The organism is Nitrobacter sp., from assembly GCF_051535215.1.
Taxonomy (GTDB): Bacteria; Pseudomonadota; Alphaproteobacteria; order Rhizobiales; family Xanthobacteraceae; genus Nitrobacter.
The window spans coordinates 238,039-263,394 of the sequence record NZ_JBPPLY010000002.1 but is presented as its reverse complement, the minus strand read 5'-3'; the positions used below and the strand labels follow the sequence as shown (position 1 = coordinate 263,394).

Annotated in this window: 22 protein-coding genes and 2 pseudogenes; 9 read left to right on the top strand and 15 right to left on the bottom strand. The window is 62.1% G+C overall.

All coding sequences use genetic code 11. From position 1 onward, the window contains the following. Window positions 1-239: 239 nt before the first annotated feature. Window positions 240-1,961 (bottom strand): annotated as a pseudogene (locus tag ACS3WB_RS03880) (putative bifunctional diguanylate cyclase/phosphodiesterase); the annotation flags it as partial. A gap of 660 nt (window positions 1,962-2,621) precedes the next feature. On the opposite strand from ACS3WB_RS03880, the gene ACS3WB_RS03875 reads away from it, so the two are divergent. Next, complete coding sequence (locus tag ACS3WB_RS03875; RefSeq protein WP_438274247.1) at window positions 2,622-3,725, top strand: NAD(P)/FAD-dependent oxidoreductase; 1,104 nt, start codon at window positions 2,622-2,624, stop codon at window positions 3,723-3,725. A 94-nt stretch (window positions 3,726-3,819) separates the two neighbouring features. Here ACS3WB_RS03875 and ACS3WB_RS03870 read toward each other — a convergent pair whose 3' ends face one another. Continuing rightward, window positions 3,820-4,005, bottom strand: coding sequence for a YdcH family protein (locus tag ACS3WB_RS03870; RefSeq protein ID WP_292610353.1), 186 nt, complete (start codon window positions 4,003-4,005; stop codon window positions 3,820-3,822). Between the two features lie 307 nt (window positions 4,006-4,312). On the opposite strand from ACS3WB_RS03870, the gene ACS3WB_RS03865 reads away from it, so the two are divergent. Next, window positions 4,313-4,519: a YdcH family protein gene (locus ACS3WB_RS03865; RefSeq protein ID WP_438274246.1), complete on the top strand. Its 207-nt coding sequence runs from the start codon at window positions 4,313-4,315 to the stop codon at window positions 4,517-4,519. A gap of 37 nt (window positions 4,520-4,556) precedes the next feature. Here the strand turns inward: ACS3WB_RS03865 and ACS3WB_RS03860 are convergent, their stop codons facing one another. Then, the gene (locus tag ACS3WB_RS03860) at window positions 4,557-5,231 is read right to left on the bottom strand and encodes a GGDEF domain-containing protein (protein ID WP_438274245.1); all 675 of its coding nucleotides are present in this window, start codon (window positions 5,229-5,231) and stop codon (window positions 4,557-4,559) included. A gap of 124 nt (window positions 5,232-5,355) precedes the next feature. On the opposite strand from ACS3WB_RS03860, the gene purE reads away from it, so the two are divergent. Together purE and ACS3WB_RS03850 are read left to right on the top strand one after the other, a co-directional pair. Beyond that, window positions 5,356-5,844, top strand: a complete 489-nt coding sequence (purE, locus tag ACS3WB_RS03855) for a 5-(carboxyamino)imidazole ribonucleotide mutase (RefSeq protein ID WP_438274244.1) — start codon at window positions 5,356-5,358, stop codon at window positions 5,842-5,844. Beyond that, window positions 5,841-6,947, top strand: a complete 1,107-nt coding sequence (locus ACS3WB_RS03850) for a 5-(carboxyamino)imidazole ribonucleotide synthase (RefSeq protein ID WP_438274243.1) — start codon at window positions 5,841-5,843, stop codon at window positions 6,945-6,947. Before purE ends, ACS3WB_RS03850 begins: the two co-directional genes overlap by 4 nt. A 5-nt stretch (window positions 6,948-6,952) precedes the next feature. Here the strand turns inward: ACS3WB_RS03850 and aqpZ are convergent, their stop codons facing one another. Further along, complete coding sequence (gene aqpZ, locus ACS3WB_RS03845) at window positions 6,953-7,669, bottom strand: aquaporin Z (RefSeq protein ID WP_438274242.1); 717 nt, start codon at window positions 7,667-7,669, stop codon at window positions 6,953-6,955. Window positions 7,670-7,941: 272 nt separating this feature from the next. Between aqpZ and rpsU the strand changes: the two genes are divergently transcribed. Next, window positions 7,942-8,229 carry a 30S ribosomal protein S21 gene (gene rpsU / locus ACS3WB_RS03840; protein ID WP_292610358.1) on the top strand — a complete coding sequence of 96 codons (288 nt, stop codon included), beginning with the start codon at window positions 7,942-7,944 and terminating at the stop codon, window positions 8,227-8,229. Window positions 8,230-8,411: 182 nt separating this feature from the next. Here the strand turns inward: rpsU and ACS3WB_RS03835 are convergent, their stop codons facing one another. From ACS3WB_RS03835 to ACS3WB_RS03800, 8 genes are all read right to left on the bottom strand, one after another. Continuing rightward, window positions 8,412-9,251, bottom strand: coding sequence for a hypothetical protein (locus ACS3WB_RS03835; protein WP_438274241.1), 840 nt, complete (start codon window positions 9,249-9,251; stop codon window positions 8,412-8,414). 189 nt (window positions 9,252-9,440) lie between these two features. Then, complete coding sequence (locus tag ACS3WB_RS03830) at window positions 9,441-10,649, bottom strand: hypothetical protein (RefSeq protein ID WP_438274240.1); 1,209 nt, start codon at window positions 10,647-10,649, stop codon at window positions 9,441-9,443. Between the two features lie 311 nt (window positions 10,650-10,960). Continuing rightward, on the bottom strand, window positions 10,961-12,055 hold the full coding sequence (locus tag ACS3WB_RS03825) for a calcium:proton antiporter (protein ID WP_438274239.1): 1,095 nt from the start codon (window positions 12,053-12,055) through the stop codon (window positions 10,961-10,963). An 11-nt stretch (window positions 12,056-12,066) separates the two neighbouring features. Beyond that, the gene (locus ACS3WB_RS03820) at window positions 12,067-12,537 is read right to left on the bottom strand and encodes a DUF3606 domain-containing protein (RefSeq protein WP_438274238.1); all 471 of its coding nucleotides are present in this window, start codon (window positions 12,535-12,537) and stop codon (window positions 12,067-12,069) included. Window positions 12,538-12,567: 30 nt separating this feature from the next. Then, complete coding sequence (locus ACS3WB_RS03815) at window positions 12,568-13,965, bottom strand: NAD(P)(+) transhydrogenase (Re/Si-specific) subunit beta (RefSeq protein ID WP_438274237.1); 1,398 nt, start codon at window positions 13,963-13,965, stop codon at window positions 12,568-12,570. 158 nt (window positions 13,966-14,123) lie between these two features. Continuing rightward, window positions 14,124-14,441, bottom strand: a complete 318-nt coding sequence (locus ACS3WB_RS03810) for a proton-translocating transhydrogenase family protein (RefSeq protein ID WP_292618519.1) — start codon at window positions 14,439-14,441, stop codon at window positions 14,124-14,126. Between the two features lie 176 nt (window positions 14,442-14,617). Beyond that, complete coding sequence (locus ACS3WB_RS03805; RefSeq protein ID WP_438274236.1) at window positions 14,618-15,748, bottom strand: Re/Si-specific NAD(P)(+) transhydrogenase subunit alpha; 1,131 nt, start codon at window positions 15,746-15,748, stop codon at window positions 14,618-14,620. An 83-nt stretch (window positions 15,749-15,831) separates the two neighbouring features. Then, window positions 15,832-15,984 carry an aa3-type cytochrome c oxidase subunit IV gene (locus tag ACS3WB_RS03800; RefSeq protein ID WP_438274235.1) on the bottom strand — a complete coding sequence of 51 codons (153 nt, stop codon included), beginning with the start codon at window positions 15,982-15,984 and terminating at the stop codon, window positions 15,832-15,834. Window positions 15,985-16,394: 410 nt separating this feature from the next. Here ACS3WB_RS03800 and ACS3WB_RS03795 point away from each other — a divergent pair. Both ACS3WB_RS03795 and ACS3WB_RS03790 read left to right on the top strand, forming a co-directional pair. Further along, window positions 16,395-17,337, top strand: a pseudogene (locus ACS3WB_RS03795) (IS1595 family transposase). A gap of 174 nt (window positions 17,338-17,511) precedes the next feature. Continuing rightward, window positions 17,512-17,904, top strand: coding sequence for a hypothetical protein (locus ACS3WB_RS03790; protein ID WP_438274234.1), 393 nt, complete (start codon window positions 17,512-17,514; stop codon window positions 17,902-17,904). A gap of 98 nt (window positions 17,905-18,002) precedes the next feature. Here ACS3WB_RS03790 and ACS3WB_RS03785 read toward each other — a convergent pair whose 3' ends face one another. From ACS3WB_RS03785 to ACS3WB_RS03775, 3 genes are all read right to left on the bottom strand, one after another. Further along, on the bottom strand, window positions 18,003-18,194 hold the full coding sequence (locus ACS3WB_RS03785; protein ID WP_438274233.1) for a hypothetical protein: 192 nt from the start codon (window positions 18,192-18,194) through the stop codon (window positions 18,003-18,005). A 182-nt stretch (window positions 18,195-18,376) separates the two neighbouring features. Further along, the gene (locus ACS3WB_RS03780) at window positions 18,377-18,880 is read right to left on the bottom strand and encodes a hypothetical protein (RefSeq protein WP_438274232.1); all 504 of its coding nucleotides are present in this window, start codon (window positions 18,878-18,880) and stop codon (window positions 18,377-18,379) included. Window positions 18,881-19,248: 368 nt separating this feature from the next. Further along, the gene (locus tag ACS3WB_RS03775) at window positions 19,249-21,129 is read right to left on the bottom strand and encodes a M3 family oligoendopeptidase (RefSeq protein WP_438274231.1); all 1,881 of its coding nucleotides are present in this window, start codon (window positions 21,127-21,129) and stop codon (window positions 19,249-19,251) included. 146 nt (window positions 21,130-21,275) lie between these two features. On the opposite strand from ACS3WB_RS03775, the gene ACS3WB_RS03770 reads away from it, so the two are divergent. Together ACS3WB_RS03770 and ACS3WB_RS03765 are read left to right on the top strand one after the other, a co-directional pair. After that, window positions 21,276-22,748, top strand: a complete 1,473-nt coding sequence (locus ACS3WB_RS03770) for a sigma-54-dependent transcriptional regulator (RefSeq protein ID WP_438274230.1) — start codon at window positions 21,276-21,278, stop codon at window positions 22,746-22,748. Between the two features lie 322 nt (window positions 22,749-23,070). Next, window positions 23,071-25,332: a L,D-transpeptidase family protein gene (locus ACS3WB_RS03765; RefSeq protein ID WP_438274229.1), complete on the top strand. Its 2,262-nt coding sequence runs from the start codon at window positions 23,071-23,073 to the stop codon at window positions 25,330-25,332. The last annotated feature ends 24 nt before the right edge of the window (window positions 25,333-25,356 follow it).

Below are 25,356 nucleotides of genomic sequence, written 5' to 3'. Positions count from 1 at the left end.
GTTTCGCGATGAAGCATCGCGTCCATTCAGCGCGTCTCCTTGCGAGTCCGAACGACCCATCGCAATACACGTTGCCGAAGGCTTTTTGGATGCGGCATTCGCGCCCGCAGATTTGCGCTCAAACAGGCAGCGAATGTCAAATCGCTCCGCCACTCACAACAAAACTTCGCGACACAGTCCGCGAAGGAACAAGGAACCCGGACGTGGTGACACGGTCGTCCCGCGATTGAAAATGGCCGTCAGCCGGCCGTGCGGCTGGTTGCCCCGGGAATGTGGGGTGGACGCCCGACCAGGGTGGCGTATCGCGCGATCGGCTCCGGCCTGCCGATGAAATAGCCCTGGACCGCATCGCAGCCCTCGTCGGCCAGAAAGCCCAATTGTTCGGACGTCTCGACGCCCTCCGCAAGGATCGACACGTCGAGGCCGTGGCCGAGGCCGATCACCGCCCGGACGATCGCGGCGGACTGCGGATTGCATCCGAGATACATCACGAACGCGCGGTCGATCTTGATCTTGTCGAATGGGAACGCCTGAAAATAACTCAGCGAGGAGTAGCCGCTGCCGAAATCGTCCATCGAAATGCGAACGCCCAGCGCTTTCAGCCGCCGCAACAGCGTCAGACTGCGCTCGAAGTCCTCGATGAGCACGCCTTCGGTAATCTCCAGTTCCAGCCGGTTAGGATCGAGTCCGGTTTCCTGCAGGATCGAATCCACGAGACCGACCAGATCGCCATGGACGAACTGCACCGGCGACAGGTTGACCGAGATCTGCATGGGGTTCGGCCAGGACGCCGCCTCCCGGCATGCCTCGCGCAGAACCCATTCGCCCATGGCCACGATCAGACCGCTTTCCTCAGCAAGCGGAATGAAATCGTCGGGCAGAATGAGGCCGCGGGTCGGATGGGTCCATCGCGCCAGCGCCTCGAAGCCGGTCACATCGCCATCATCGAGTTTGTGGCCCGTGCGTGCCTGCGGCTGGTAGTGCAGCGACAGTTCGCCGTTCCGGATGGCGCTCGACAGATCCTGATGCAACGCACGGCGATCCCGAATCTGCCGGTCCATGTCGGGGTCGAAGATGCTGATCGATCCGCGCGACCTTTTCTTGGCGCGGAACAGTGCGGCGCCGGAATTGGACAGCAGCGAGGCCGGGTCGATGCCATCGCGCGGAAACAGCGCGATGCCGCTGCTCAGCCCGACGCGGACGGATTTGCCGTCGATCAGAAATTCCGGCGTCATCGCCTCGACGAGCTTTTCGGCGAGCGCCATGCCCGCGGCGGGCTGCTCGCCATCGATGATCACGCCGAACTCGTCGCCGCTAAGCCTCGCGATGAGGCCACCGTGCGCCGCCTCCTGAATGCGATGGGCTGCTTCGATCAGCAGCCTGTCGCCGACCGCGTGACCGAACACGTCGTTGATCTCCTTGAGGCCGTCAAGATCGACCGACAGCACCGCGAACTCGTCGTCCGTTCCCTGGCACGACTCGATCATCTGCGACAATGCTTTCAGGAACGCGGTGCGGTTCGGCAGGTCGGTCAGCCCATCGTGATAGGCCATGTGCACCATGCGCGACTCGGTCTGGCGGCGATCGGTCACATCTTCATGCGTCTTGATCAGGTATTGCGGTTCGCCGTCATCCGCCGCCACAGGGATGCGGCGGGTCAGGAACAGCCGCAGGCCCTCGCTGGTGCTGATCGGATGCTGAGTCAGGAAGCCGCCATTCCGGACCGCCGCTTCATCGCGGGCAAGGATCAGTTCCGCGTCGCGCGGATTGAAAATATCCGATGCGGTCAGCCCGACGACGTCCTCGCGGCGGCGATTGAGAAGCGCCTCGGCGGGCCGATTGGCGAGCAGGTAATGGCCGTCGCTGGCGCGCTGGACGATCAGCGGCACCGGAATATTGTCCACCACTGTCTCGAGAAACTTCTTTGTGTTTTCGAGTTCGCGCGACAGCGATTCACGTTCGAATGCCTGCCTGTGGAGATGCGAGCGCCTGACCTTGCGCACCCTGGACGCGCGGATGGTCACCGCCGTCAGAAAACAGAAGGCGATAAAGCCGCCGGCAAGAACGTGCTGGATCACGTTGTCACGGACTGCGGCGCCTGCGCTCTCGGGTAAAACGATGGCTGCCGCGAACGCGTCCGCAGACGTCGCCGCAACGACCGCGTATACGAGCCCCATCGCAGCAACGAAGTTATAGCCGCCCGCCTGCCAATTCTTGCCAGTCATCGCGCCCCCGGGATCTGCCGGTGGAGTGTCTGGCCCAACGGGTTTGAATCGGGTAAAAACTTACCCCTGCGATCGAAAAATGCGCCCTGGATTGCACAATTGGTCTCTCATGATTAATGCCCTGCTAACGGGCCGTCGGAAGCTCGCTTTATCTTCTCCGCAAGTCCCTCAAACGAGAACCCGACCACACCGAAGATCATGAGTTCGCTATAGCGTTTTCGAGCGAAGCATGTCCTCGGACTTGACCCCGGGATGGAGACCGGTTCGCGTGAAGATAGAGCCTGGCTTCTGATTCCATGAGAAGCGGAAAGCCTCCAGTATCCCTTCTAGTCCGAAGTTCGCTACGGAGGGCGCAACGCAGCAAGATGAACTTCGGATTGGGACACCAGGCCGCGAATGGACAGGGTTGAGTGCGTCATCATCGGTGCCGGGGTGGTTGGACTCGCGATCGCGCGCCGGTTGGCACGATCCGGCCGCGAGGTCGTCGTTCTCGAGGCGGCGGAAGCAATTGGAACAGCGACGTCGTCGCGCAGCAGCGAAGTGATCCACGCCGGCATCTACTATTCCGCCGGCAGCCTGATGGCGCGGATGTGCGTCAGCGGCCGGCGCGCGCTTTACGCATACTGCCGCGAATACGGCATTCCGCACAGCAATTGCGGCAAGCTGATCGTCGCGACGAGCGAGCACGAGGCCGGCAGGTTGCAGTCCATCAGGGCGCGCGCCGAGGCCAATGGCGTCGAAGGCATGCAATCGCTAAGCGGCACTGAGGCCCGCACGCTCGAGCCGGCGCTTCAATGCGTCGCCGCGCTGCTGTCTCCATCGACAGGAATTATCGACAGCCACGCCTATATGCTGGCGCTGCGGGGCGATGCCGAGCGGGACGGCGCGGCGTTCGCTTTTCTGACGCCGCTGCTGCGCGCAAAGGCGACGCCGCAAGGACTGGCAATCGAAACCGGCGGCGACATGCCGATGACGCTCGCCTGCGATCTCATGATCAATGCCGCCGGCCTTGGCGCGCCGGCCGTGGCGCGCAGCATCGAAGGCATGCCGGCGGATCGCATTCCGCAGGCTTACCTCGCCAAGGGCAACTATTTCAGTTGCAGCGCACGCGCGCCGTTTTCGCGCTTGATCTATCCGGTGCCGGAGCCCGGCGGCCTCGGCGTGCATCTGACGTTTGACCTCGCGGGGCAGGCGCGCTTCGGGCCCGACGTCGAATGGATCGACAGCCCGGACTATGCCGTCGACCCGGCGCGGGCCGCGCGGTTTTATCCGGCGATCCGGCGTTACTGGCCGGAACTACCGGACGACGCCCTGCTTCCGGCCTATTCCGGGATCCGGCCTAAAATCGTGCCGCCGACCGTCGCCGTGCAGGACTTCATCATCGAGGGGCAAGCCGATCACGGCGTAGCCGGGCTCATCAACCTGTTCGGGATTGAATCGCCCGGCCTCACGGCATCGCTCGCAATCGCGGACCATGTTGCCGCGCTGGCGGGGGCGTAGCCCGACAAATCAGGCCCGCGCCGATTCTCCGCGCCAACGGCGGCGATCAATCGGCGACGCAAAGGCCGCGGATCCCTCAAAGATTGGAATAATTTTAGTGGAGGGTCTCGACCGCGGAGAGTTTCAGTCTTTCGATCTCATCCTTGAGCATCAGCTTCCGGCGCTTCAATTCGGCAATCCTCAGGTCGTCGGTGGAAAGATGCCTGAGAGCATCGTGCAATTCGCCTTCCAGGATCCGATGTTTCCGTTCCAGTTCAGCGAGATGCGCCTGAATCGCCATTCGAACCTCCTCGGTGGTTTCAACCTCAGATTCGCTCCGAATTCGTGAGTTTACATGAACCCAGACAGCTGTCGATGGGGCAGAAAAGCACATCGATCATATTTGCGGGATTCGGAAAATGAACCGTAAGGAGGGACCTGCTGGCGGCTTGCGCGGCGCGCGGGCAAGGACAATAATTCGCCTGGAGCGGGATGAAGAAAAGTGTTGCGGTTTTCTGTCGGCAGCCCGCTCTAAAATATTGGAATCGATCACGTTCGTGATCTAGCTGAAACCTCCAACTTTTCGCAAACTCTTCACGATTCAACTCATGACCGACGAAGAAGAGCGCGAACTCGGAGCTGAGCTCGCCCGGCTGAACCAGGAACACCGCGATCTCGACGCCGCCATCGATGCCCTGCATCAATCGCCCGCGCCCGATTTGCTGCGCCTGCAGCGGCTGAAGAAACGCAAGCTGCAGTTGCGCGACCGCATCGCCTTCATCGAAGACCAGATCACGCCGGATATCATCGCCTGAAAAACGGGCTCACCGCCCCCGCCGATACCGCCGCCTCTCAACTGCTCCGCCGCTGCGCCTTGCGGACGTACATCGCACAGTCGGCCTGCTCCAGCGCCGCGTCGGCGTCGGCGTGCGGCCCGAGGATGGCTACCCCGATCGACGCGCCGGTGGTGATCGCCCGCCCCCCGAACGTCAGCGCCAGCCCGTCGATGGTCTCCTCCAGAGCCGACGCCTTGGCCCTGGCGTCGGTTTCGCTGAGATTCCACAACAGCAGCGCGAACTCGTCGCCGCCGAGCCGCCCGATCAGATCGGAGGACCGCACGTGCCGGGACAGCGCCGCAACCACGGCCTTCAGCACCGCATCTCCGGCCGCGTGACCGAACGCGTCGTTGATAGGCTTCAGGCGATCGACGTCCAGCACGAACAGCGCCCCGTTCGCATGATAGCGCCGGATATAGGCGACCGAGCGGCGCAGTTCGCGTTCGAAGCCACGGCGATTGAGGACGCCGAGAAGAAAATCGGTATCCGCGGACGCCTCCAGATCCGCGATCCGCGCCTGCGCGGCGGCAAGCCGGGTCTTGAGGCGACGGATCGTGGCCCTGGCTTCGGTCGCGACATCACGTTGTGGCACCGTCGGGCGCTTTGGCGCGGGCGCGGCCGGCGCCGTCTTGCGGCGGCTCGCCTTGCGTTTTGCAACGGTTGAAGCCGACGCTTTCGAGGTCTTTTTCATCGCCACAGGCTTGCCGTCGTTCACCAAGACAGGATAGTTCAGTCCCCACCGCTTGCCCCGTCAAGGCACCCTCCTATAATCCGCACCATGTTTTCCGGATTCCCGAAAGAAATAAAATAAATAAATGACCGCCGCCGTCGCCATCATCATGGGAAGCCAGTCGGACTGGGAAACAATGCGTCACGCTGCGGACACTCTGACCGCGCTTGGCGTGGCCAGCGAGACGCGAATCATATCCGCGCACCGGACCCCCGAGCGGCTGTTCGCATTCGCCAGGGGCGCCAAGGCGGAGGGATTCAAGGTCATCATCGCAGGCGCGGGCGGCGCCGCGCACCTGCCCGGCATGACGGCGTCGCTGACCGAACTCCCGGTGCTCGGAGTGCCCGTGGAATCAAAGACGCTGGCCGGGGTCGACTCGCTGTATTCGATCGTGCAGATGCCGGCCGGAATTCCGGTGGGAACGCTTGCGATCGGCAAGGCCGGCGCCATCAATGCGGCGCTGCTGGCGGCGAGTGTGCTCGCGCTCAGCGACCCGGCGCTCGCCGGACGCCTCGCCGCCTGGCGCAAGCAGCAGACCGACGCCGTGGGCGAGCGCCCGGAGGGATCGGCGTGAGCGCTTCTCGGCGGGTGACGCTCAAGCCGGGCGACACCATCGGCATTCTCGGCGGCGGGCAACTCGGCCGGATGCTGGCGCTGGCGGCGGCGCGCCTCGGCCTCAAGTGCCAGGTGTTCTCGCCGGATCCGGACTCGCCGGCCTTCGACGTCGTGCAGAACGCCACCTGCGCAGAGTACGCGGACGTCGAGGCGCTGGAATTGTTCGCGGCCGACGTCGACGTGGTCACCTATGAATTCGAGAATATCCCGGCTTCGACCGCGATGGTGCTCGCCGCGCGCCGGCCGGTGCTGCCCGACTATCGCATTCTGGAGACGGTTCAGGACCGGCTGCTGGAGAAGAATTTCATTTCCGGTCTGGGTATCGCCACCGCCCCCTATGCCGACGTCACGTCCCCGCAGACGTTGCGCGAAGCGATCAAGGTGGTCGGGCTGCCCGCGGTGATCAAGACCCGCCGCTTCGGCTATGACGGCAAGGGCCAGGCCATCATCCGCGACGGCGACGATCCTGGTCAGGCGTGGGACGATCTCGGCACCCGATCGGCGATCGCGGAAGCCTTCGTGCCGTTCGAGCGCGAGATTTCCGTGATTGCGGCACGCGGCGCCGATGGCCGCGTCGAATGCTTCGACGTGACCGAGAACGAGCATCGCGATCACATCCTGAAATATTCACGCGTCCCGGCTGCGGTTTCCGATACGCTCGCCGCGCAGGCGCGCGACATCGCGAAAAAGATCGCGGATGCGCTCGATTATGTCGGCGTGCTGGCCGTGGAAATGTTCGTGGTGGCGGGTCCCGGCGGCCCGAAGCTGCTCGTCAGCGAGATCGCGCCGCGAGTCCATAACTCCGGGCACTGGACGCTCGACGGCGCTTCGGTCTCGCAGTTCGAACAGCACATCCGCGCCGTCGCAGGCTGGTCGCTCGGCAAGCCGGTCCGGCACGGCAGCGTCGTCATGACAAACCTCATCGGCGACGACATTCTTGACTATAGCAAGTGGCTCACCGTGCCCGGCGCCTCCGTGCATATCTACGGCAAGGGCGCGCAGCGCCCCGGCCGCAAGATGGGCCATGTCACCGAGGTCAAGAATGGCGACGTCAAAACGTGAGCCGCCTATTTTCCCGCCACAACGCCTTCCGGTTCGCCGCCGCTTAACCCGCGATAGACCACGCCGCCGATGACGCCGCCGATCAGCGGTGCCACCCAGAACAGCCAGAGCTGCTCCAGTGCCCAACCGCCGACGAACAGCGCCGGACCGGTGCTGCGCGCCGGATTCACCGAGGTGTTGGTGACGGGAATGCTGACGAGGTGGATCATCACCAGCGCAAGCCCGATCGCGAGCGGCGCGAAACCGGCGGGCGCCCTGCCATGAGTCGAGCCCATGATGACGAACAGGAACATGGCGGTCATTGTCACCTCGGTGATGAAGGCGACCATGAGATTGTAGTGGCCCGGCGAATGCTCGCCGTAGCCGTTGGATGCGAATCCCTTGGCGACATCGAAGCCAGGCGCCCCGCTGGCGATCACATGAAGCAGCGCCGCGGCGGCGATCGCGCCGATCACCTGCGCAATGATATAGGGCAGCACCTGCCCGGCCGGAAATCGGCCGCCCGCGGTCAGTCCTAAAGTCACGGCCGGATTCAAGTGGCAGCCTGAGATATGCCCGATCGCATAGGCCATGGTGACGACGCTGAGGCCGAAGGTGAAGGCGACACCCAGAAGCCCGATGCCGACCTGCGGAAAGGCTGCGGCGATGACCGCGCTGCCGCACCCCATAAAGGTCAACCAGAAAGTACCGATCAGCTCGGCTGCGTATTTCCTGACATCCATGACACGCCTCCCTCTAAATTCCAAAGATCAATCGTTCCGGATCAAGAACCATAAAAGCCGCATTGTGAAGCATTCCCCGGCCACGATGGCGGTACTTTTGGAAGAATCCACCTAACTTTCCGGCCCGTCCCATGCACAAACCGCCTGGTTGGCGGTGGACATCACGGGCTTGATCTGTTACATCGGCGCCCTTGATGCTGAGGGCATGGCCTTTGTCGGCCCTCCTGCTTCTGACCCATTTCTCACTTCGTGCAATTGAAAGAGGATGCCGCGTGCAGGTTCTCGTTCGCGATAATAATGTCGATCAAGCCCTCAAGGCGCTGAAGAAGAAGATGCAGCGCGAGGGGATTTTCCGCGAAATGAAGCTCCGCGGTCATTACGAGAAACCTTCCGAAAAGAAGGCCCGCGAAAAGGCCGAAGCTGTCCGCCGCGCCCGCAAGCTCGCGCGCAAGAAGATGCAGCGCGAAGGCCTGCTGCCGATGAAGCCGAAACCGGTTTTTGGCGCTGGACCAGGCGCAGGCCGTGGTGGACCGGGCGCCGGTCCTCGCGGACCGCGCTGAACGAGCGCTTCCGATCAGACATAAAAAGCGCGGGGTTCCAGCCCCGCGTTTTTGTTTTGTGATCGAGCCCGGTCGGCGGCGCGCCGACGGGCTATTCAGGCTTTGCCAAGCCTTTTGTTTTTGACGGGTTTTCTTGACGCAAACCCTCCCCCTTCGCTCGAAAATACAAACGCGGCCCGCGGCTATTTCGGCAGAACCGCTTGGACAACCGATTTCGCTGCCGAGAGCATGTCGTCCGCGACCGTGGTATGGGCGCTCGTCTGCGCCGCCGCACCGGCCTCAGGATCGAATCGTCCCGAGGCTTGCGGAATGTCCGCGGGCGGAACCGGCAGCCGCGCTCGGTCGTCGGCGCGGTTGGAAGGCAAGCCCTCCCCGGCCCCTGCCGCATCAAGCGCGGGAGTTTCGACAGCAGGCGCGGACACCTGGATCGGTGGCGGGAGCGGCTGCATCGCCGGCGCCGCGCGCGCGACATCCTGCAGGCGCGGGGCTGATTCGGTCGGGCGGCGGTCGGCGTCCGGCTGCGCTCGCGTGACATCCGGTCGGGAGCGCGAACCTTCAATACGCGGGTCCGCCTCGTTGGTGCCGCGCAGACGGTCGATCGCAGCTCGCGCGAGATCGTTGGCGTCGCGAAGATCGTCCGGGATAGAGCCCGTCTGCGCCGGAACGGACGCGACCTTGGCGGCGGCTTTTTCGCCGCGCCGCGCCGTTTGATGTTTCTTCATGGCGGCCGGCGCGGACGCGGTTTCTGCCCGCTTCTCGGCTGGCTTCTCCGCCGTCATCTCGGGCTGAACCTTCTCGGCAGGCACCGTCGCAACCGCCTTTTCGGAAATGCCCTTGGCGCGAACGCCGCCTTCGGCACCACCCGCTTTCTCGGGCACCACCGCGGACGACACGGCGGCGGGGGCCGATGCGTCGGCAGGCTTGCCAACGATGTAGTGGTTGACGATGTAGGCGCCCGTCACCGTCGCCACCACGGACGGCAGGATCTTTTCGAAAAAGAACTTTGAAGCGTATTTCAGCATGGCCGGCCTCTCCAGCGCTGTCTGATGCGGAAACTTTTGGGCCGATTGAGGGATCAATCGCGACTGATCGGTGGCAAGGTGGTGGCCCACGTCACGTTTCGTGTCGGTTATCGCGTTTTTGGGATGTCGGTCCGCGCGACGCAGCTTGCCGGCTGGACACCGGGAGCGCGGCTTTTCACGGCTCCGCCGTCAGAGCAGCTTGATTCGGCCGAACGCCATGAAGCCGGTCAGGTCACGCCCGTAAACCGGCTTCAGCTCGTCGGGCAGCAGGTAGCGGCTGACCAATCCGCCGATGCCGAACTTGGCATGATCGGTACGGATGAAATCGTAGATTCCGCCGACCGAGACCTTGCCCACGCTGAAAACTCCCTCTTCGAGACCGGGAATGTGGTGGGTCAGTTCATTTTCAGCGACCTGTTCCGCGCGCATGAACAGCGTCCAGTTGTTTTTCAGAATCACGGAACTCTCAAACAGATAGGCGTCCAGCGTTTCCCCCGGGCTCAGCATCTTGCGACCCCAGGCCGCCGTCGCGCTCCACAGATGCCCGTCACCGAACGGCGTGGTGTAGATCGCCGACGCCGTCAGGCGGTTTTCATTGACCTCCGGTTCGAGCTGCTCCGGCGAATTCAGGTGCCCGTAGGACACCTGCAGCGACAATTCACGAACCGGATTCCAGCTCACCCGGCCGGCAAAGCTGTCGAGCGCGGGCCGTTCGATGTCGTAGCGGTACTGGTCGGGCTCCCGGCCGCGAAAGGTCGACGCCTCGAACTTCCAGTTGTCGAGAACAAGACCGGCCGTCACCACGCCGAACGTGATGTGCGTCGAATCGAGCCAATGGTGGCTGATCGGCGCCTCCGGATTGTCCATGCCGCTGAGGCGATGCATGAAGGCCGGCGGCCCGAGCGCGGGTTCGCCCGGCAGGCCGCCATAGACGAAGACGCTCGAGTTCGCGGTGATGTTATGGCTGTACGTCGCCGCCAGTTCCATGAACAGATCGTGCGGATGCTGGCGATCGACAAGATGCGACACGCCGTCGGCGGTCTCGCCGCTTGCCAGCAGCAGCGGATAGCCGGACGCGCCCATCAGCGGCTCCGGAGACAGCATGGCGCGCATGCCGAAGGTGCCGTCTCCGAGCGGCCGCTGCGCCATGGTCATGAGCATGCCGCTGACGAAAGTCTTGTCGGCGCCGCGCGGGCCGGGCTGCTGGTCGTAATTCAGGTTGATGGAGCCATGGGTCATCACGCTCCAGGCCTCGAACTGCTGGTGAAGCCCTTCGTGCGGCGAGGTGTCCGGCTGCCAGCTCGTTCCCGACGCCTCGCGCGCCATCATGTAGGGTCCGAGAAACCCGGGCATGGAGCCGTGGCCGTCCATTCCGTGCCCTGTATGCGCGGAACCCATCGCCCCATGATCCATGTGTGCCGTATCCATGTGCGCCATGGTCGGCGCTAGAGGCTTTCGTTTCGCCGCCCCGTGTTTCCGCTTCACTGGATGGACGGGGTGAGAATGATGGGAGATTCCGCCTGAGGCGGCATGGCCCATATGTTCATGACTCATGCGTTCGTGGTCCGGCATCTCCTGGCCGACAGCAGCGGAGGCTATCGCCCCTGCCGCCACGGCCAGATACGCGCGGCGTCTGATCCGGCGCAGAGAACGTTGAGACATGATGATCCTCAAGGCATCAGGCGAAGCGTCGGCGAATGGGGTGCGGACTATGGCACGAACACCATGAAGATGTAGACCGCGAACACGACGATGTGGATCATTCCGAACAGGATATTGGTCCGGCCGGTTCCGAAGGTCAGCATGCTGAGAAGGAACGTCAGGCCGAGCAGGATCATCTTCTGAGAGCTGAGACCGAGTTCGAGCGGCTTGTCCATGACGTAGGCGGCCACCGCCACGGCCGGAATCGTCAGGCCTATCGTGGCCAGCGAAGAGCCGAGCGCGAGATTGATGCTCTTCTGCAGATCGTTCTGCCGCGCGGCCGCTAGCGCCGCGACGCTTTCCGGCAAAAGAACCAGCAGCGCCAGCAGCACGCCGGCAAGGGCTTCCGGCGCGCCGACTACCGCGATGCCCGCGTCGATCACCAGCGAGAACTTCTTCGCCAGCAGCACGACGGCGAGCAGCGAGATCAGCAGCAGCGCGACGCTCAGCGTCAGCAGGCGGTTCGAGGCAGGTCCCTCCCCGCCATCGGCGCTATGCCCGACAATGAAATAGTCATGATGCAGGACCGTCTGCGTGTACAGAAAGACGGCGTAGAGCATGATGGTGACGACGCTGACGAAACCGAGCTGCAATTGCGAATACAGCGGCCCCGGCGTTGTCAGAGTATAGTTCGGCATCACCAGCGTGATCGTCGCGAACACGATCAGCACGCTGAGATAGATGTTCACTCCAGCCGGTTGAAATTCCTGCTCGCGGTAACGAAGCCCGCCGGCCAGAATACAGGTCCCGACCAGACCGTTGCAGACGATCATGACCACCGCGAACACGGTGTCGCGCGCCAGTTCCGGCACCGCCTTGTCGCCCAGCATGATAGTCGCGATCAGGGAGACTTCGATGATGGTGACCGCAAGCGTCAGCAGCAACGTTCCGTATGGCTCGCCGATCCGCTCCGCGATGACCTCGGCGTGGTGCACGGCCGCGAAAACCGTGCCGAACAGGATTACCAGCAGCACGACCGCGAACAGGATGCCGGTCACAGACGGGACGAAGGTGATGCCGAGACCGGTCACTGCGCCGTAAAACAACACGGCCAGAGCGGGAAAAACCCACGCCGAGCGAGGCATCGAACCATGCGCGCTCACAGGCGGCAGGCCTATGCGGCGCGCTTGCGAACGCCCTTTTTCGCCTTCCTGGTCGTCCCAGCCTTTTTGGGAGCTGCCTTCTTCTTCACAGCCGCCTTCTTCACAGCCGCGCTTTTCCTGACCGAGGTCTTCTTTTTGGCGGCCTTGCCGGGAGCGAGGTAAGCGCCGACTTTCTTCGAGGAATGCCCGACCGCCTTCACAGCGGCGCGAAGCCTTGCGGGCGTCACCTTGAACTTCTTCGACCAGTAGCTGACTTCGTAAGGCTGGCTCAGCGCAATCAGCAGTCTGTCACTGGCCTTGTGTTTCTGCAGCTTGATATAGGCCTCGACCTTTTTCGCCGAACGGCCCGCCGCCTTGACAGCGGCCTTCAGCTTCAACGGAGTGACTTTGAACTTCTTGGCCCAGTAGCGGACCTCGTAGGCCTCACTCAACGAAATCAGGCGGCGATCACCACCCCCGCGCTTCGCCTTGTTGTCAGCCATATCGGCCTCCCGCTGTTGAACTCCGCCGTATCACATCGCCTTGACGATATTCTCCGTCATCTTCTTGGCGTCGCCAAGCAACATCATGGTGTTGTCGCGATAGAACAGTGGATTATCGATGCCGGCATAGCCCGACGCGAGCGAGCGCTTGATGAACATCACGGTCCCGGCCTTCCAGACCTGCAAGACCGGCATACCGTAGATCGGCGAGGACTTGTCTTCTTCCGCCGCCGGATTGGTGACGTCATTGGCGCCGATGACGAAGGCGACGTCGGCCTGGGCGAATTCCGAATTGATGTCCTCGAGCTCGAACACCTCGTCATAGGGCACGTTGGCCTCGGCCAGCAGCACGTTCATGTGGCCGGGCATCCGGCCCGCGACCGGATGGATCGCGTATTTGACCTCGACGCCCTCCTTCTTCAGCGCGTCCGCCATTTCGCGCACCGCGTGCTGGGCCTGCGCCACCGCCATGCCGTAGCCGGGCACGATGATGACCTTGGAGGCGTTCTTCATGATGAAGGCGGCGTCCTCCGCCGAGCCGAGCTTGGCGGGCTTCTGCTCGCCGCTGCCAGCAGCAGCCGCGCCGGTCTCGCCGCCGAAGCCGCCCAGGATCACCGAGATGAACGAGCGGTTCATCGCGTGGCACATGATGTAGGACAGGATCGCGCCGGAGGAGCCGACCAGCGCGCCGGTGATGATCAGTGCCGAATTGCCGAGCGTGAATCCGATGCCGGCCGCCGCCCAGCCGGAATACGAGTTCAGCATCGAGATCACGACCGGCATGTCGGCGCCGCCGATCGGGATGATCAGCAGCACGCCGATCAAAAGCGCAAGAATCGTGATCACCCAGAAGTCGAGCACGCTGCCCGACATCACCAGGCCGTACATGAAGAAGATCAGCGCGAGAGCGAGCACAATGTTGATGATGTGACGCGCAGGCAGAATGATCGGCGCGCCGCTCATGCGACCCGACAGTTTCAGGAACGCGATCACCGAGCCTGTGAACGTCAACGCGCCGATAGCGACGCCGAGCGACATCTCGATCAGGCTCTGCGCATGGATATTGCCGGGCGTGCCGATGCCGAAAGCTTCCGGCGCATAGAACGCGCCCGCGGCCACCAGCACCGCCGCCATGCCGACAAGCGAGTGAAACGCCGCCACCAGTTCCGGCATCGACGTCATCGGCACCCGGCGCGCGATCACCGCGCCGATGCCACCGCCGATCGCAACACCGAGGATCACCAGAACCCACGCCATGGCGTCGGCGGGCGGATGCGCCGCGAGCGTGGTCGCGACCGCGATCGCCATGCCGGTCATGCCGAGGAAGTTGCCCTTCCGGCTCGACGCCGGACTCGACAGCCCGCGCAGCGACAGGATGAACAAGACGCCTGCGACGAGATAAAGCAGCGCGGAAAGATTGGCGTTCATGGCGGAGCCCCGACGTCTTGTCCCGGACGCGGCGCAACGCAACGCGATGCGACGCAGAACCGGGGCCGTCCCAAACTGTGGCGGTCCCGGATCAGCGATGCAGCATGGCGTGCCGCATCGCATCCGGGACACTGAAAGTAACCCAGCATCGAAAAAATCTACTTCTGCTTCTTCTTGTACATCGCCAGCATTCGCTGGGTGACGAGGAAGCCGCCGAAGATATTCACGCAGGCAAAGACCAGCGCGACGAACCCGAAGGCTCGCGCCCAGCCGGAGCCGGCCGAAATCATGCCGACGCCGACGGCGAGCAGCGCGCCGACCACGATCACCGACGAAATCGCGTTAGTGACCGACATCAGCGGCGTATGCAGCGCAGGCGTCACCGACCACACAACGAAGTAACCGACGAACACGGCCAGGACGAAAATCGACAGCCGGAACACGAAGGGATCAACGGCCTCAACGATATGTTCCATCAGAACCTCGTTGCTTCTTTCACCTCTCCCCGGGGAGAGGCCGGCGAACGCAGTGAGCCGGGTGAGGAGTGGAGAAATGTCGGATATGGACGCGGCCCCTCACCCGCGCCAGGCGGCGCGACCTCTCCGCGGCGGAGAGAGGTAGGAAAGCGGCGCGCGTTGACGGACAATAACATTCACGCGCTTTTCGGCTGGAAATTCGGATGGATGACCGCGCCGTTCCTCGTCAGCGCGGTCGCCTTGACCAGTTCGTCGTCCCAGTTCACCGCCAGCGCCTTGGTCGTCTTGTCGACCAGCGTCTCGATGAACGAAAACAGGTTGCGGGCATAAAGGCTCGAGGCCGAGGCAGCGACGCGGCCCGCGACATTGGTGAAGCCGATGATCTTCACGCCATCGAGATCGACGACTGTGCCGGCCTTGACACCCTCGACGTTACCGCCGCGCTCGACCGCGAGATCAACCAGCACGGAGCCCGGCTTCATGGAACGCACCATCTCGGCGGTCACGAGCCTCGGCGCCGGGCGTCCGGGAATCAGCGCGGTCGTGATGATGATGTCCTGTTTCTTGATATGTTCGGCAGTCAGTTCAGCCTGCTTGGCCTGATACTCTTTCGACATTTCCTTGGCGTAGCCGCCGGCGGTCTGCGCGTTCTTGAACTCTTCGTCCTCGACCGCGAGGAATTTGGCGCCGAGACTTTCCACCTGCTCCTTGGTCGCGGGACGGACATCGGTCGCGGTAACGATGGCGCCGAGACGGCGCGCGGTGGCGATCGCCTGAAGGCCGGCAACGCCGACGCCCATGACGAACACTTTCGCGGCCGGTACGGTGCCAGCGGCGGTCATCATCATCGGAAACGCGCGACCGAAGGCTTCGGCCGCCTCGATGACGGCACGGTAGCCGGCGAGATTCGCCTGACTCGACAGCACGTCCATGACCTGGGCGCGCGTGATGCGCGGCATCAGTTCCATCGCGAAGGCAGACACACCGGCGTCCGCGATCGTCTTGAGCGCAGCTTCGTTGCCGTAGGGGTCCATGATCGCGATCACCAGCGCGCCACGCTTGTAGCGTGCAAGCTCGCTGGTTTCCGGACGCTTCACCTTGATGACGATGTCGGCATCCTGAACCGCGTCGGCGCTGACCACGGCGCCCGCGGCCACGAAGTCCGAATCCGGAACTCCAGACTTGATTCCGGCGCCCGGCTCGATGGCGACATCTGCGCCGAGCGCCTTGAACTTCTTCACCGTGTCAGGAGACGCGGCTACCCGCGGCTCCGACGGATCGATTTCCTTCGCTATTGCAATCTTCATGATGCCTCCCGCAGCCGACGGCCACGCATGATTAAAGCACCAGCCACATTGCTATCGAACGGAAATCCAGAGCGACCGGACGGTCAGGTGAGGAAAATCGCCATCAGCGAGACGATGGTGATCACGGCCGCCGTGCCAACCGTCCCGAATTTGATGAACGTCTTATACGTTTCCTCATGAGCCGGATAATCCATTCCTTCTGCCGTCGAGTACGCGATTTCGCTATGATCTGACACGTCGAGTCTCCAGCCAGGGTTGATATTGCCCGTGAGGAATTAGCGCAATCGGAAGGACAGAGCAACGGTATGGCGGCCGCCTCGGCGAAGTCATTGTTCTTTTATGTACAAAAGGAAGAAAAATAAGCGAGGGAGCCCGCAATTGCCCGGTTTTACGCTCAGTTCGCGCCCCCACACCGGCCGTTTGACGGAAAATCGCCGTCGTATGGCGATCTAGACGCGGAAATGGCGTCCAAACGCCGCCTTGCCGGTTGATTACGGTCGCGCAATCGGGGCCTCTAAGTCCCCTGCCCTGTGCCGTTTTGCCACGGGCCCCGCCCGTTGCATTCATAGGACCTTATTCCCAATTATCTAGTTGACGCCACAACCTGCAAAGCCTAGTATTTCCTCATTGAATTGAGGATTTACCAATGTCCAGCGCCTTTGCCGCCCCGCACTTTTCCAACGAGACCGATGCCCGCGAATTGATCGAAAGTATCCGCTGGCCGACCGGCCCGGTTTGTTCCCATTGCGGCACCGTGAATCATGCCTACCCGATCAAGGGGCGTCCGGGCCGCTATCGGTGCGCGGAGGCCGATTGCCGGATGGACTTCACCTGCACGACGGGCACGGTCTTGGAGCGATCCAAAATCCCGCTGCACAAGTGGCTGATGGGCTTTTATCTGATGAACGCCAGCAAGAAGGGCGTCAGCGCCCATCAGCTTCACCGGGCTCTCGGCATCACCTACCAGTCGGCTTGGTTCATGTGCCACCGCATTCGGGAAGCCATGCGGGACGGTGGCTTTGCTCCGATGGGCGGACCGGATGGCTCCGGCATTGTCGAGGCTGATGAAACCTACTTCGGTCCGACCGCCGAGAAGCGGATTTCTCCACAGCGTCAGGGGCGCCCCTACCAGAAGGGAAATCGCGGTCCGCGCCACAAGCGCGCTATCGTGGCGCTGGTTGAGCGCGGTGGCAATCTCCGGTCATTCCATATCGCGGTTGCTGACAAGGAAACCGTCTCCAAAATAGTTTTGGAGAATGTTGCCAAGGAAGCGCGGCTATTCACCGATGAAAGCCGCCTCTATTTCGGTGCAGGCCAGCACTTCGCCTCCCATGAAACCGTGAAGCACGGCGCGAAGGAATATGCGCGGGGCGACGTCCACACCAACACAGGGATCATTCTCGATCTTCAAGCGCGGGATGCGCGGAGTCTACCAGCACTGCAAAGAGAAGCACCTTCACCGCTATCTGGCGGAATTTGACTTCCGCTACAATCATCGCGTTGGCCTCGGCTATTCAGATATCGACCGCACCAAAGCCGCAATCAAAGGCATCGAAGGCAAGCGACTCACCTATCATCAAACTCACTGAGCCGGATTTCCGGTATGTCGTGATCCGAGCCGCGCGCCGCTGGCGGCTATTGCCGTCCCGATTGCGCGCACCTGTCCAGCTTGAATTGCCGTTCGGAGACGGGGATGAGCCGTGACGCTCACCCCCGCCGTCGCTATCCTAGAAGCTGCCAAGCAAACTAGGAGCGAACCTCAGATGCCGCTTTCTGATGACATTATCGCGCGTCTCGAAGAACTTGGTCCAAATCAAGTGCGCACGCTCATGGCTAGCGGCGGACTTCCTTCTGGATGGAATTTCGGCTGGGTTACTGAATGGCTCGCCTCCAAAGACAAAGAAGAACGCCGCTTGAGCGAATCTTCCCAAGCAGAACAAATAGAAATAGCTCGTTCGGCCTCAAAAGCAGCGGAACGCGCCGCCGCTGCGGCTGAGCGTGCTTCTGCGGCTGCTGAACGACAGGCGACTGCCGCAGAGCGCGCAAACGCAAGGGCTACTATCGCACTTGCGATAGCAATCATTTCGATTATCGCGACGGTCATCGGCATAGTGATGACTCACTTTGATGCCGTGCGTTCGATGGGTAGATCATGATGACAAGCGCCTCCTGATCGCGTAATCTGGTTACGAGATAAGCGCTGCAGAGCGTCTTAGAATATTAATCGCCTCGGATAGCCGTCCGGGGCGATTTTTTAATGGCGGGATGGCACTGGTATATCGAGCCACCAGATTGGATCGATTACCGCCGATCCCAGTTCTGGTTTTCCGACGATTTGGGGCGCGATCCAAACGCCATTTTCGAAATACGCGAACGACAAATTTCCAGTTCCTGTCGAAACGGCGACAAAGCGACCATCGCGCGGTGCGGTTTCAATCGAATTCATACCGGCCTCCGAATCTTGGATTTCCTGATTGTACCCTTTTTCGATTGTGCCGGGACGCCCTTTTTGGGCATGCTCTTGAGCGGTTTGGGCGGCGTGTTTAGCGCGGCCTTTAGCGAACCGAGGAATCGCTGTTGCGTCTCTTGTTCGCTATATTCATCAGCTTTCCGAGACATCTATTCCGCCTAAGCTATTATTGGCGTTCCAACGATGTAAGGGCTCAAGCCCTGAGGTCTGACCTGCAACAAGTTGGGCAAATGGCCCTGCACAATCGGATTGGTTTTGCTTTTCTCAATCCAAATCCGAACAGCCCCTATCCAACGCTCGCAAAACATTGCCAAGTCAAATGTCATAGCTCCGTTTAAGACCATGCTGTCGACGCGAAATGGTCCCTTCATGGTGAAAATAATTCGTCCATATGACCTCGCGCCGGAAGCTTGAGCGCTGCTTTGGTGAACAACAGTGCATCTTAGCTCAAATGCCTCCTCAGGACTGAGGCCGCCAATCAGGTCGAAAATGTTTGCCTTGTACCAGAGCTTATACAGTTTGCCGCCGTCTGTTCGTCCATTCGGTTGTTCCAGTGCCGTACAGACATCAGGCAAGGTCAGGGTTAAGAGAAGCGCCAGATAGTACAATTCTGCATTAATTGCCTTCTCGATTTCTTGAAGGAGCGCTTCGATCGGATTCATCTCTGCCCCCGGCAGCACTTTCCAGCACCCGCTTATTAGGACCAACTGACATCCAGTCCAGGATGTCGAATAGGTCCACTGTGGTTGAGTTGTTTCCACACTCATTGCGCGCACGAATCACGAGACGGCCCGTGTCATCATCGCGCCAAAGCTCCACGAGGTCTCCCTCCATGTATTCCCGGACTCCCTTCATGTCGCAAATCTTAGGCATTAGGTGCGCCATACGTAGGGGAAACTCCATCCCGTCGGGCGTTATCAAGATAATTAGGACTTTATTCTTAAAGCACGACGCCGCCGACATCGACCGCAGCGACGCTGGTTCACGCGAACGTCCGACCGCCTGACACGCCTATCTTTAAGTCTGACGCCTATCCCATCGCTTCCAACTCATCGATCATTCCGGCGATGACCGACAATCCGCCATCCCAGAACGTGGGATCCCTGGCGTCGAGCCCGAAAGGCTTCAGCAGTTCGGAATAATGCTTGGTGCCGCCGGCGGCGAGCATCGCCAGATAGCGCTCGGCGAAGCCTTCGGTCGCGTGCTCATAGACGGCGTAAAGCGAGTTCACGAGGCAGTCCCCGAACGCATAGGCGTAGACGTAGAACGGCGAATGGATGAAGTGCGGGATGTACATCCAGAACGTCTCATAGCCCGGCTTGATCTCGATCGCGGGGCCAAGGCTTTCGCCCTGCACGCTGAGCCAGAGCTGGCCGATGCGCTCGGCCGTCAGCTCCCCGTTCTTTCGCTCGGTATGGACAGCGCGCTCGAAAGTATAGAACGCGATCTGCCGCACCACGGTGTTGATCATGTCCTCGACCTTGCCGGCGAGCAGCGCCTGCCGCTGCTTCGCATTCTTCGTTTGCGCCAGCAGCCGCTTGAAGGTCAGCATCTCGCCGAACACGCTCGCCGTCTCCGCAAGCGTCAGCGGCGTCGGCGCCATCAGCGCTCCCTGCTTCGCCGCCAGCACCTGATGCACGCCGTGACCGAGTTCATGGGCGAGCGTCATCACGTCGCGCGGCTTGCCCTGATAGTTCATCAAAACGTAGGGGTGCGCCGACGGCGTGGTCGGATGCGAGAACGCGCCCGGCGCCTTGCCGGGACGCACCGGCGCGTCGATCCAGCGGTCGGTGAAGAAGCGTTCCGCGATGCCGGCCATCTCGGCCGAGAAATCGCCGTAAGCCGTCAACACCATCTTGCGCGCGTCGCTCCACGGAATGACGCCGGTGGCGGCGAACGGCAGCGGAGCGTTGCGGTCCCAATGCGCGAGCTTCTTCTTTTTGAACCAGCGCGCCTTCAGCATGTAGTAACGATGCGACAGCCGCGGATAGGCCGCACGCACCGAAGCCACCAGCGCGTCCACCACCTCGCGCTCAACGCGATTGTTCAGGTGGCGCGAATCCGCGACGTCCTGAAAGCCGCGCCAGCGGTCCGAGATATCCTTGTCCTTGGCGAGCGTGTTGGTGATGAGCGCGAAAGTTCGCTCGTTGGTCTTGAACGTCTTCGCCAGCGCCTGACCGGCGGCCTTGCGCTTTTCGGGCGAGCGATCCTGCAACAGGTTGAGCGTCGGTTCGATCGCAAGCTCCTTGGCTCCGACCTTGAAGCGCAAGCCCGCAATGGTCTGGTCGAACAGCCTGTTCCATGCGGAGTAACCGGTCTGCGACTTTTCATGGAAGAGCTTTTCGACCCGGTCTTCCAGTTGATACGGCTTGTCCTTGCGGCTGTCCTCGATCCACGGGCGATAATGCCCAAGCTCCGGCGCCTGCATGGCGCGCTCGATCACATCGTCGTCGATGCGGTTGAGTTCGAGCGCGAAGAACAGGAGATGCACCGAGGCCGCCGTCAGACGCTCGGAGATGTCGCCGTAGAATTTCGAGATCGCGGGATCGACGCTGTCGCCGGCATGGATCAGCCCCGCATACGAGCCGAGCCGGCCCGCGAGATCGTCGATCGCCTCATAGCGCCGCACGGCTTCGGCCAGCCACGTGCCCCCATCGGGCTTGGCCGTTTCCGTCGCGAGCTTGCCCTTGTAGTCGGCCTCGAACGCCTTGCAGTCCGCATCGACCCTGTCGAGATCGCGCGTCACCTCGGGCGCATCGATGCCGGCATAGAGATCTGCGAGATTCCATTCCGGCAGGCGTCCCGCGTCGGGTTTCGCGACGGCCCTTTTCGTGGCGGCGGGTTTGCGATGAGAGGCGGGCTTGCGGGCGGAGACGGATTTGCGGGAGGCGGAGGAAGAACGCGAAGCCATTATCGATCCAGACTTTCTTTTTCGGTTCCGGGCAGGAAGAAAAACTGTTGCACGACGACGGCGCGGCAAACCTTAAGAGCGCATTAATCAGCGTCCGCCAGTGTGCCTCGATTCGGTACAGATAGTTGTAGCGTGCGGGGAATGCCATGACTGCCACCATTTTGATCGCAGACGACGACGCGGTCCAGCGCCGGCTCGTCGAAAACATGGTGCGGCGGTCGGGCTATGAGGCGATCGTGGTCGAGGGCGGCGATGCGGCAATCGCCGCGCTGATGGCTGCCGATGGCCCCGTCATCGATGCCCTTGTCCTCGATCTTGTGATGCCCGGCCTCGACGGCATGGGCGTGTTGGCGAAAATCCGCGAAGCCGACATCAATGTCCCCGTCATCGTCCAGACCGCCCATGGCGGCATCGACAACGTGGTTTCGGCGATGCGCGCGGGCGCCCATGACTTCGTGATCAAGCCGGTCGGCATCGAGCGGCTGCAGGTCTCGTTGCGCAATGCGCTCAATGCCAGCGCGCTGAAAAGCGAATTGCGGAGGGTCCGCCACAGCCGCGAAGGACGCCTTACCTTCGCCGACATCATCACGCGCAGCGAAACCATGGCCAACGTGATGAAAGCGGCGAAAAAGGCCGCAAGTTCATCGATCCCGGTGCTGATCGAGGGTGAATCCGGCGTCGGCAAGGAACTGTTCGCGCGCGCGATCCACGGCACCAGCGATCGCAGCACGAAACCATTCGTCGCCGTGAACTGCGGCGCCATTCCCGACAATCTCGTGGAGTCGATCCTGTTCGGCCACGAGAAGGGATCGTTCACCGGCGCGACCGAGCGCCACGCCGGCAAGTTCGTCGAAGCCTCCGGCGGCACGCTGTTCCTCGACGAGGTCAGCGAACTGCCGCTGACAGCGCAGGTGAAACTGCTGCGCGCGCTGCAGGAGGGCGCGGTGGAAGCGGTCGGCGGCCGCAAGCCGGTCAAGGTCGACGTCCGCATCATCTCGGCCACCAACAGGCGACTGCTCGAACGCGTCAAGGCCGGGGAATTCAGGGAAGATCTGTTCTATCGCCTGCACGTGCTGCCGCTGACGATCCCGCCGCTTCGGATGCGGCGCGACGACATCCCCAACCTGCTGCGGCATTTTCTCGCGCGTTTCTGTGCCGAGGAAAACCGGACAATCGCTGGCATCAGCGGCGAGGCAATGGCGGGACTGTCGCAACTCAACTGGCCCGGAAACATCCGCCAGCTCGAAAACGCGGTCTATCGCGCGGTGGTCATGAGCGAGGGCGAACAGCTAGGCCTCGCGGATTTTCCGCTGATCGGCGCGCAGCCTTTGGCCGAAACAGACGAACCCCTGGTCATGGACGCGGTGCTTCCGCGGATGGCGCACAACGTGATACCCGGTAGTGAAGTACCGATCGTTCCGCCTCTCCCCGATGCAGGCAGCCTCCCGATGCTGGCGCATGGCGAAATGCGCCCGTTGGAAGAGTTGGAGGCCGACATCATCCGCTTCGCGATTTCACATTACCGGGGGCAGATGTCCGAAGTGGCGCGACGGTTGAAAATCGGCCGGTCCACACTCTACCGCAAGCTCGATGACATGGCGGCGAACGAGGAACAGTAACGGGCTTCCTTGCGTTCGCAGGGTAGAGGTCGACCGATTGCGAGCCGCAGGGAGAAAAAAACGTCGCGGACGTGAACCGTTGCGGCGCGGTGACAGACTGACGGAAAACACCTTGAAAAAGGCGTGCCGCGTTGCAAACAGCCTATTTTTAAGGTCAGTTTGTCGTGAGTTGCCTCTGCGGCGCTGGCTGCCCGAATCGGGCGCGTGTAACGTCCGTGCATGAACGTGAATCGCCAATCAAGATCAAGTCGTGGCGAACGTTGGACGAAATCATCGGAAAATTGTTCCAGGTCGGGACAGTTTCACCCAAGGGGTGCTGAGAATGCGGGACTACTCGACTAACCGGACCGGTTTCGACCGGTTCCTGATGGCCCTTGCAGCCGCTTTTCTGACAGTCTCGACAACGGCAGCATCCGCCCAGACGGACACCGCGAAGAAGAGTCCCGCCGAACTCGCAATCGATGCCGCTGTGCCGACGCCGGAGCCGGCGAACGTTCCGCCGCCCACCGCAGCCGATTTCAAGATGAACGACGTGCCGCCTGCTCCGCCCCTCGTCAGCACATCGAAACCGGCTGACAACAAAGCCGCCGATACGCATACTCCGCCGGCAGAGACGAAATCGAACGCCGCAGACTCCGCGGCGGCCTCGACCGCGGCGCCGTCCGCCGAGACGAAGGCCTCTGACGCGAAGGCTTCCGAAACGAAGGCGGAGGCCAAGCCTGCCGACGCCCTGACCCCGCCCGCAGAGGGCGCCAAGGCAGAGACCAAAACGGACGACGCGAAGAAAGATGCGACCGCAACGGTCAGTCCAACCGCCGCGCCTCCCGCCGAGACCGCTCGATCGACCGCCAGCGAGCCGGTGAAGGCCGCGAGCAACGTCCCCGTTGCGGATCAACCCGCGGCCGAGAAGCTGCATGAACTGCTCGATACGAAGGCCGCAAAATTCTTCGATCGCAAGGCAGAGCGGACCGCGATCGAAAAATTCTACACGGAGCGAAGCTATGCCCCGATATGGACCGGGGGCGGCGCTTTGACGGCACAGGCCAAGGGTGTAATCGCGCGTCTGAAGGACGCCGCGGCCGATGGCCTCGATCCCGCCGACTATCCGGTGCCGAATTTTGCCGAAGCGACCTCGCCGGATCAGGTCGCCGAAGCCGACCTCAAGCTGACCGCGAGCATGATGGACTACGCCCGCCAGGCCCAGAGCGGCCGGATGCACTGGTCGCAGGTCAGCGCCGATATCCAGTATCCCGAGCATCCGATCGATCCCGAGCAGGTTCTGACGAACGTCACTACGGCGAAGGATGCCTCCGCAGCGCTCGACGGCTACAATCCGCCGCACAAGCTCTATCGGGAGTTGAAGCAGAAGCTGGCCGAGCTCCGAAAGGCGTCGGAAGGCCCTGTGATCGAAATTGCCGAGGGCCCAAGTCTCGTATTCCGCAAGAATGCCGTGATGGAGGATCCCCGCGTACCGCAGATTCGCGCCAGACTGGGCGTCGCTGAAAATGCCGACGATACCCGGTATGATGCCGATGTCGCCGCCGCCGTGGAGGCTTTCCAGGCACGCAGTCACCTCAAGCCCGACGGTGTTCTTGGCAACAACACTCTTCGCGCCCTGAACGGCGTGAAGAAGGATCGTCAGATCGACACCATCATCGTCAACATGGAGCGCTGGCGCTGGTTGCCGCGCGAACTTGGCGCGCCGTCGCTCGGCAACGCTTACGCCATCCTGAACATTCCGGACTACTCGCTCAAGGTGATGCAGCACGGCGCGCAGGTCTGGAGCACCCGCGTTGTCGTCGGCAAGCCGGGAATTCACGCCACGCCGCTTTTGACGGAAACGATGAAGTACATCACCGTCAATCCGACCTGGAACGTGCCGCCGTCGATTATCTACAAGGAATACCTGCCTGCCTTGCAGCAGGACCCGACTGTGCTGGAGCGCATGGGTCTCAAGCTCGAGCGGGACCGCAGCGGCGGCATCCACATTTCGCAGCCGCCGGGCGAGCGCAATGCGCTGGGCCGCATCCGATTCAATTTCCCGAACAAGTTTCTGGTGTATCAGCATGATACGCCGGACAAATATCTGTTCGCCAAGGAGACGCGCGCTTTCAGCCATGGCTGCATGCGGGTGCAGAACCCTGACCAGTATGCCGCGACGCTGCTCAACATCGCCCTCCCGCAGGACCACTACACTCCGGAGAAGATCCGGAGCATGTACGGCCGGAACGAGTTCGACATCAAATTTCCGACCCCGATTCCGGTCAACATCACCTATCAGACCGCGTTCGTGGACAGCGCCGGCAAACTACAGATTCGCCCTGACGTCTACGGCCGTGACTCCACGATGCTGGCGCTGCTCCGCAACGCCAAGGGCCGTGACCTTGAAGCGGTAATCGCGCATGCCCAGCCGAACTATTCCCGTCCGAAAGGGGATATCCCGCAAGGCGTGGCCCTCAATGACAACGGCGGGTTTGGCGGTGGTTTCACGAGCAGCGGCCCCTCGTTCTTCGAACGGCTGTTCGGGTTTCAGAATCCTCCTCCCCAGGTCGAGGACCGCCGTCGCCAGATCTATCGGCGCTAGCGCCACCCCGCTCCTGACGGAATC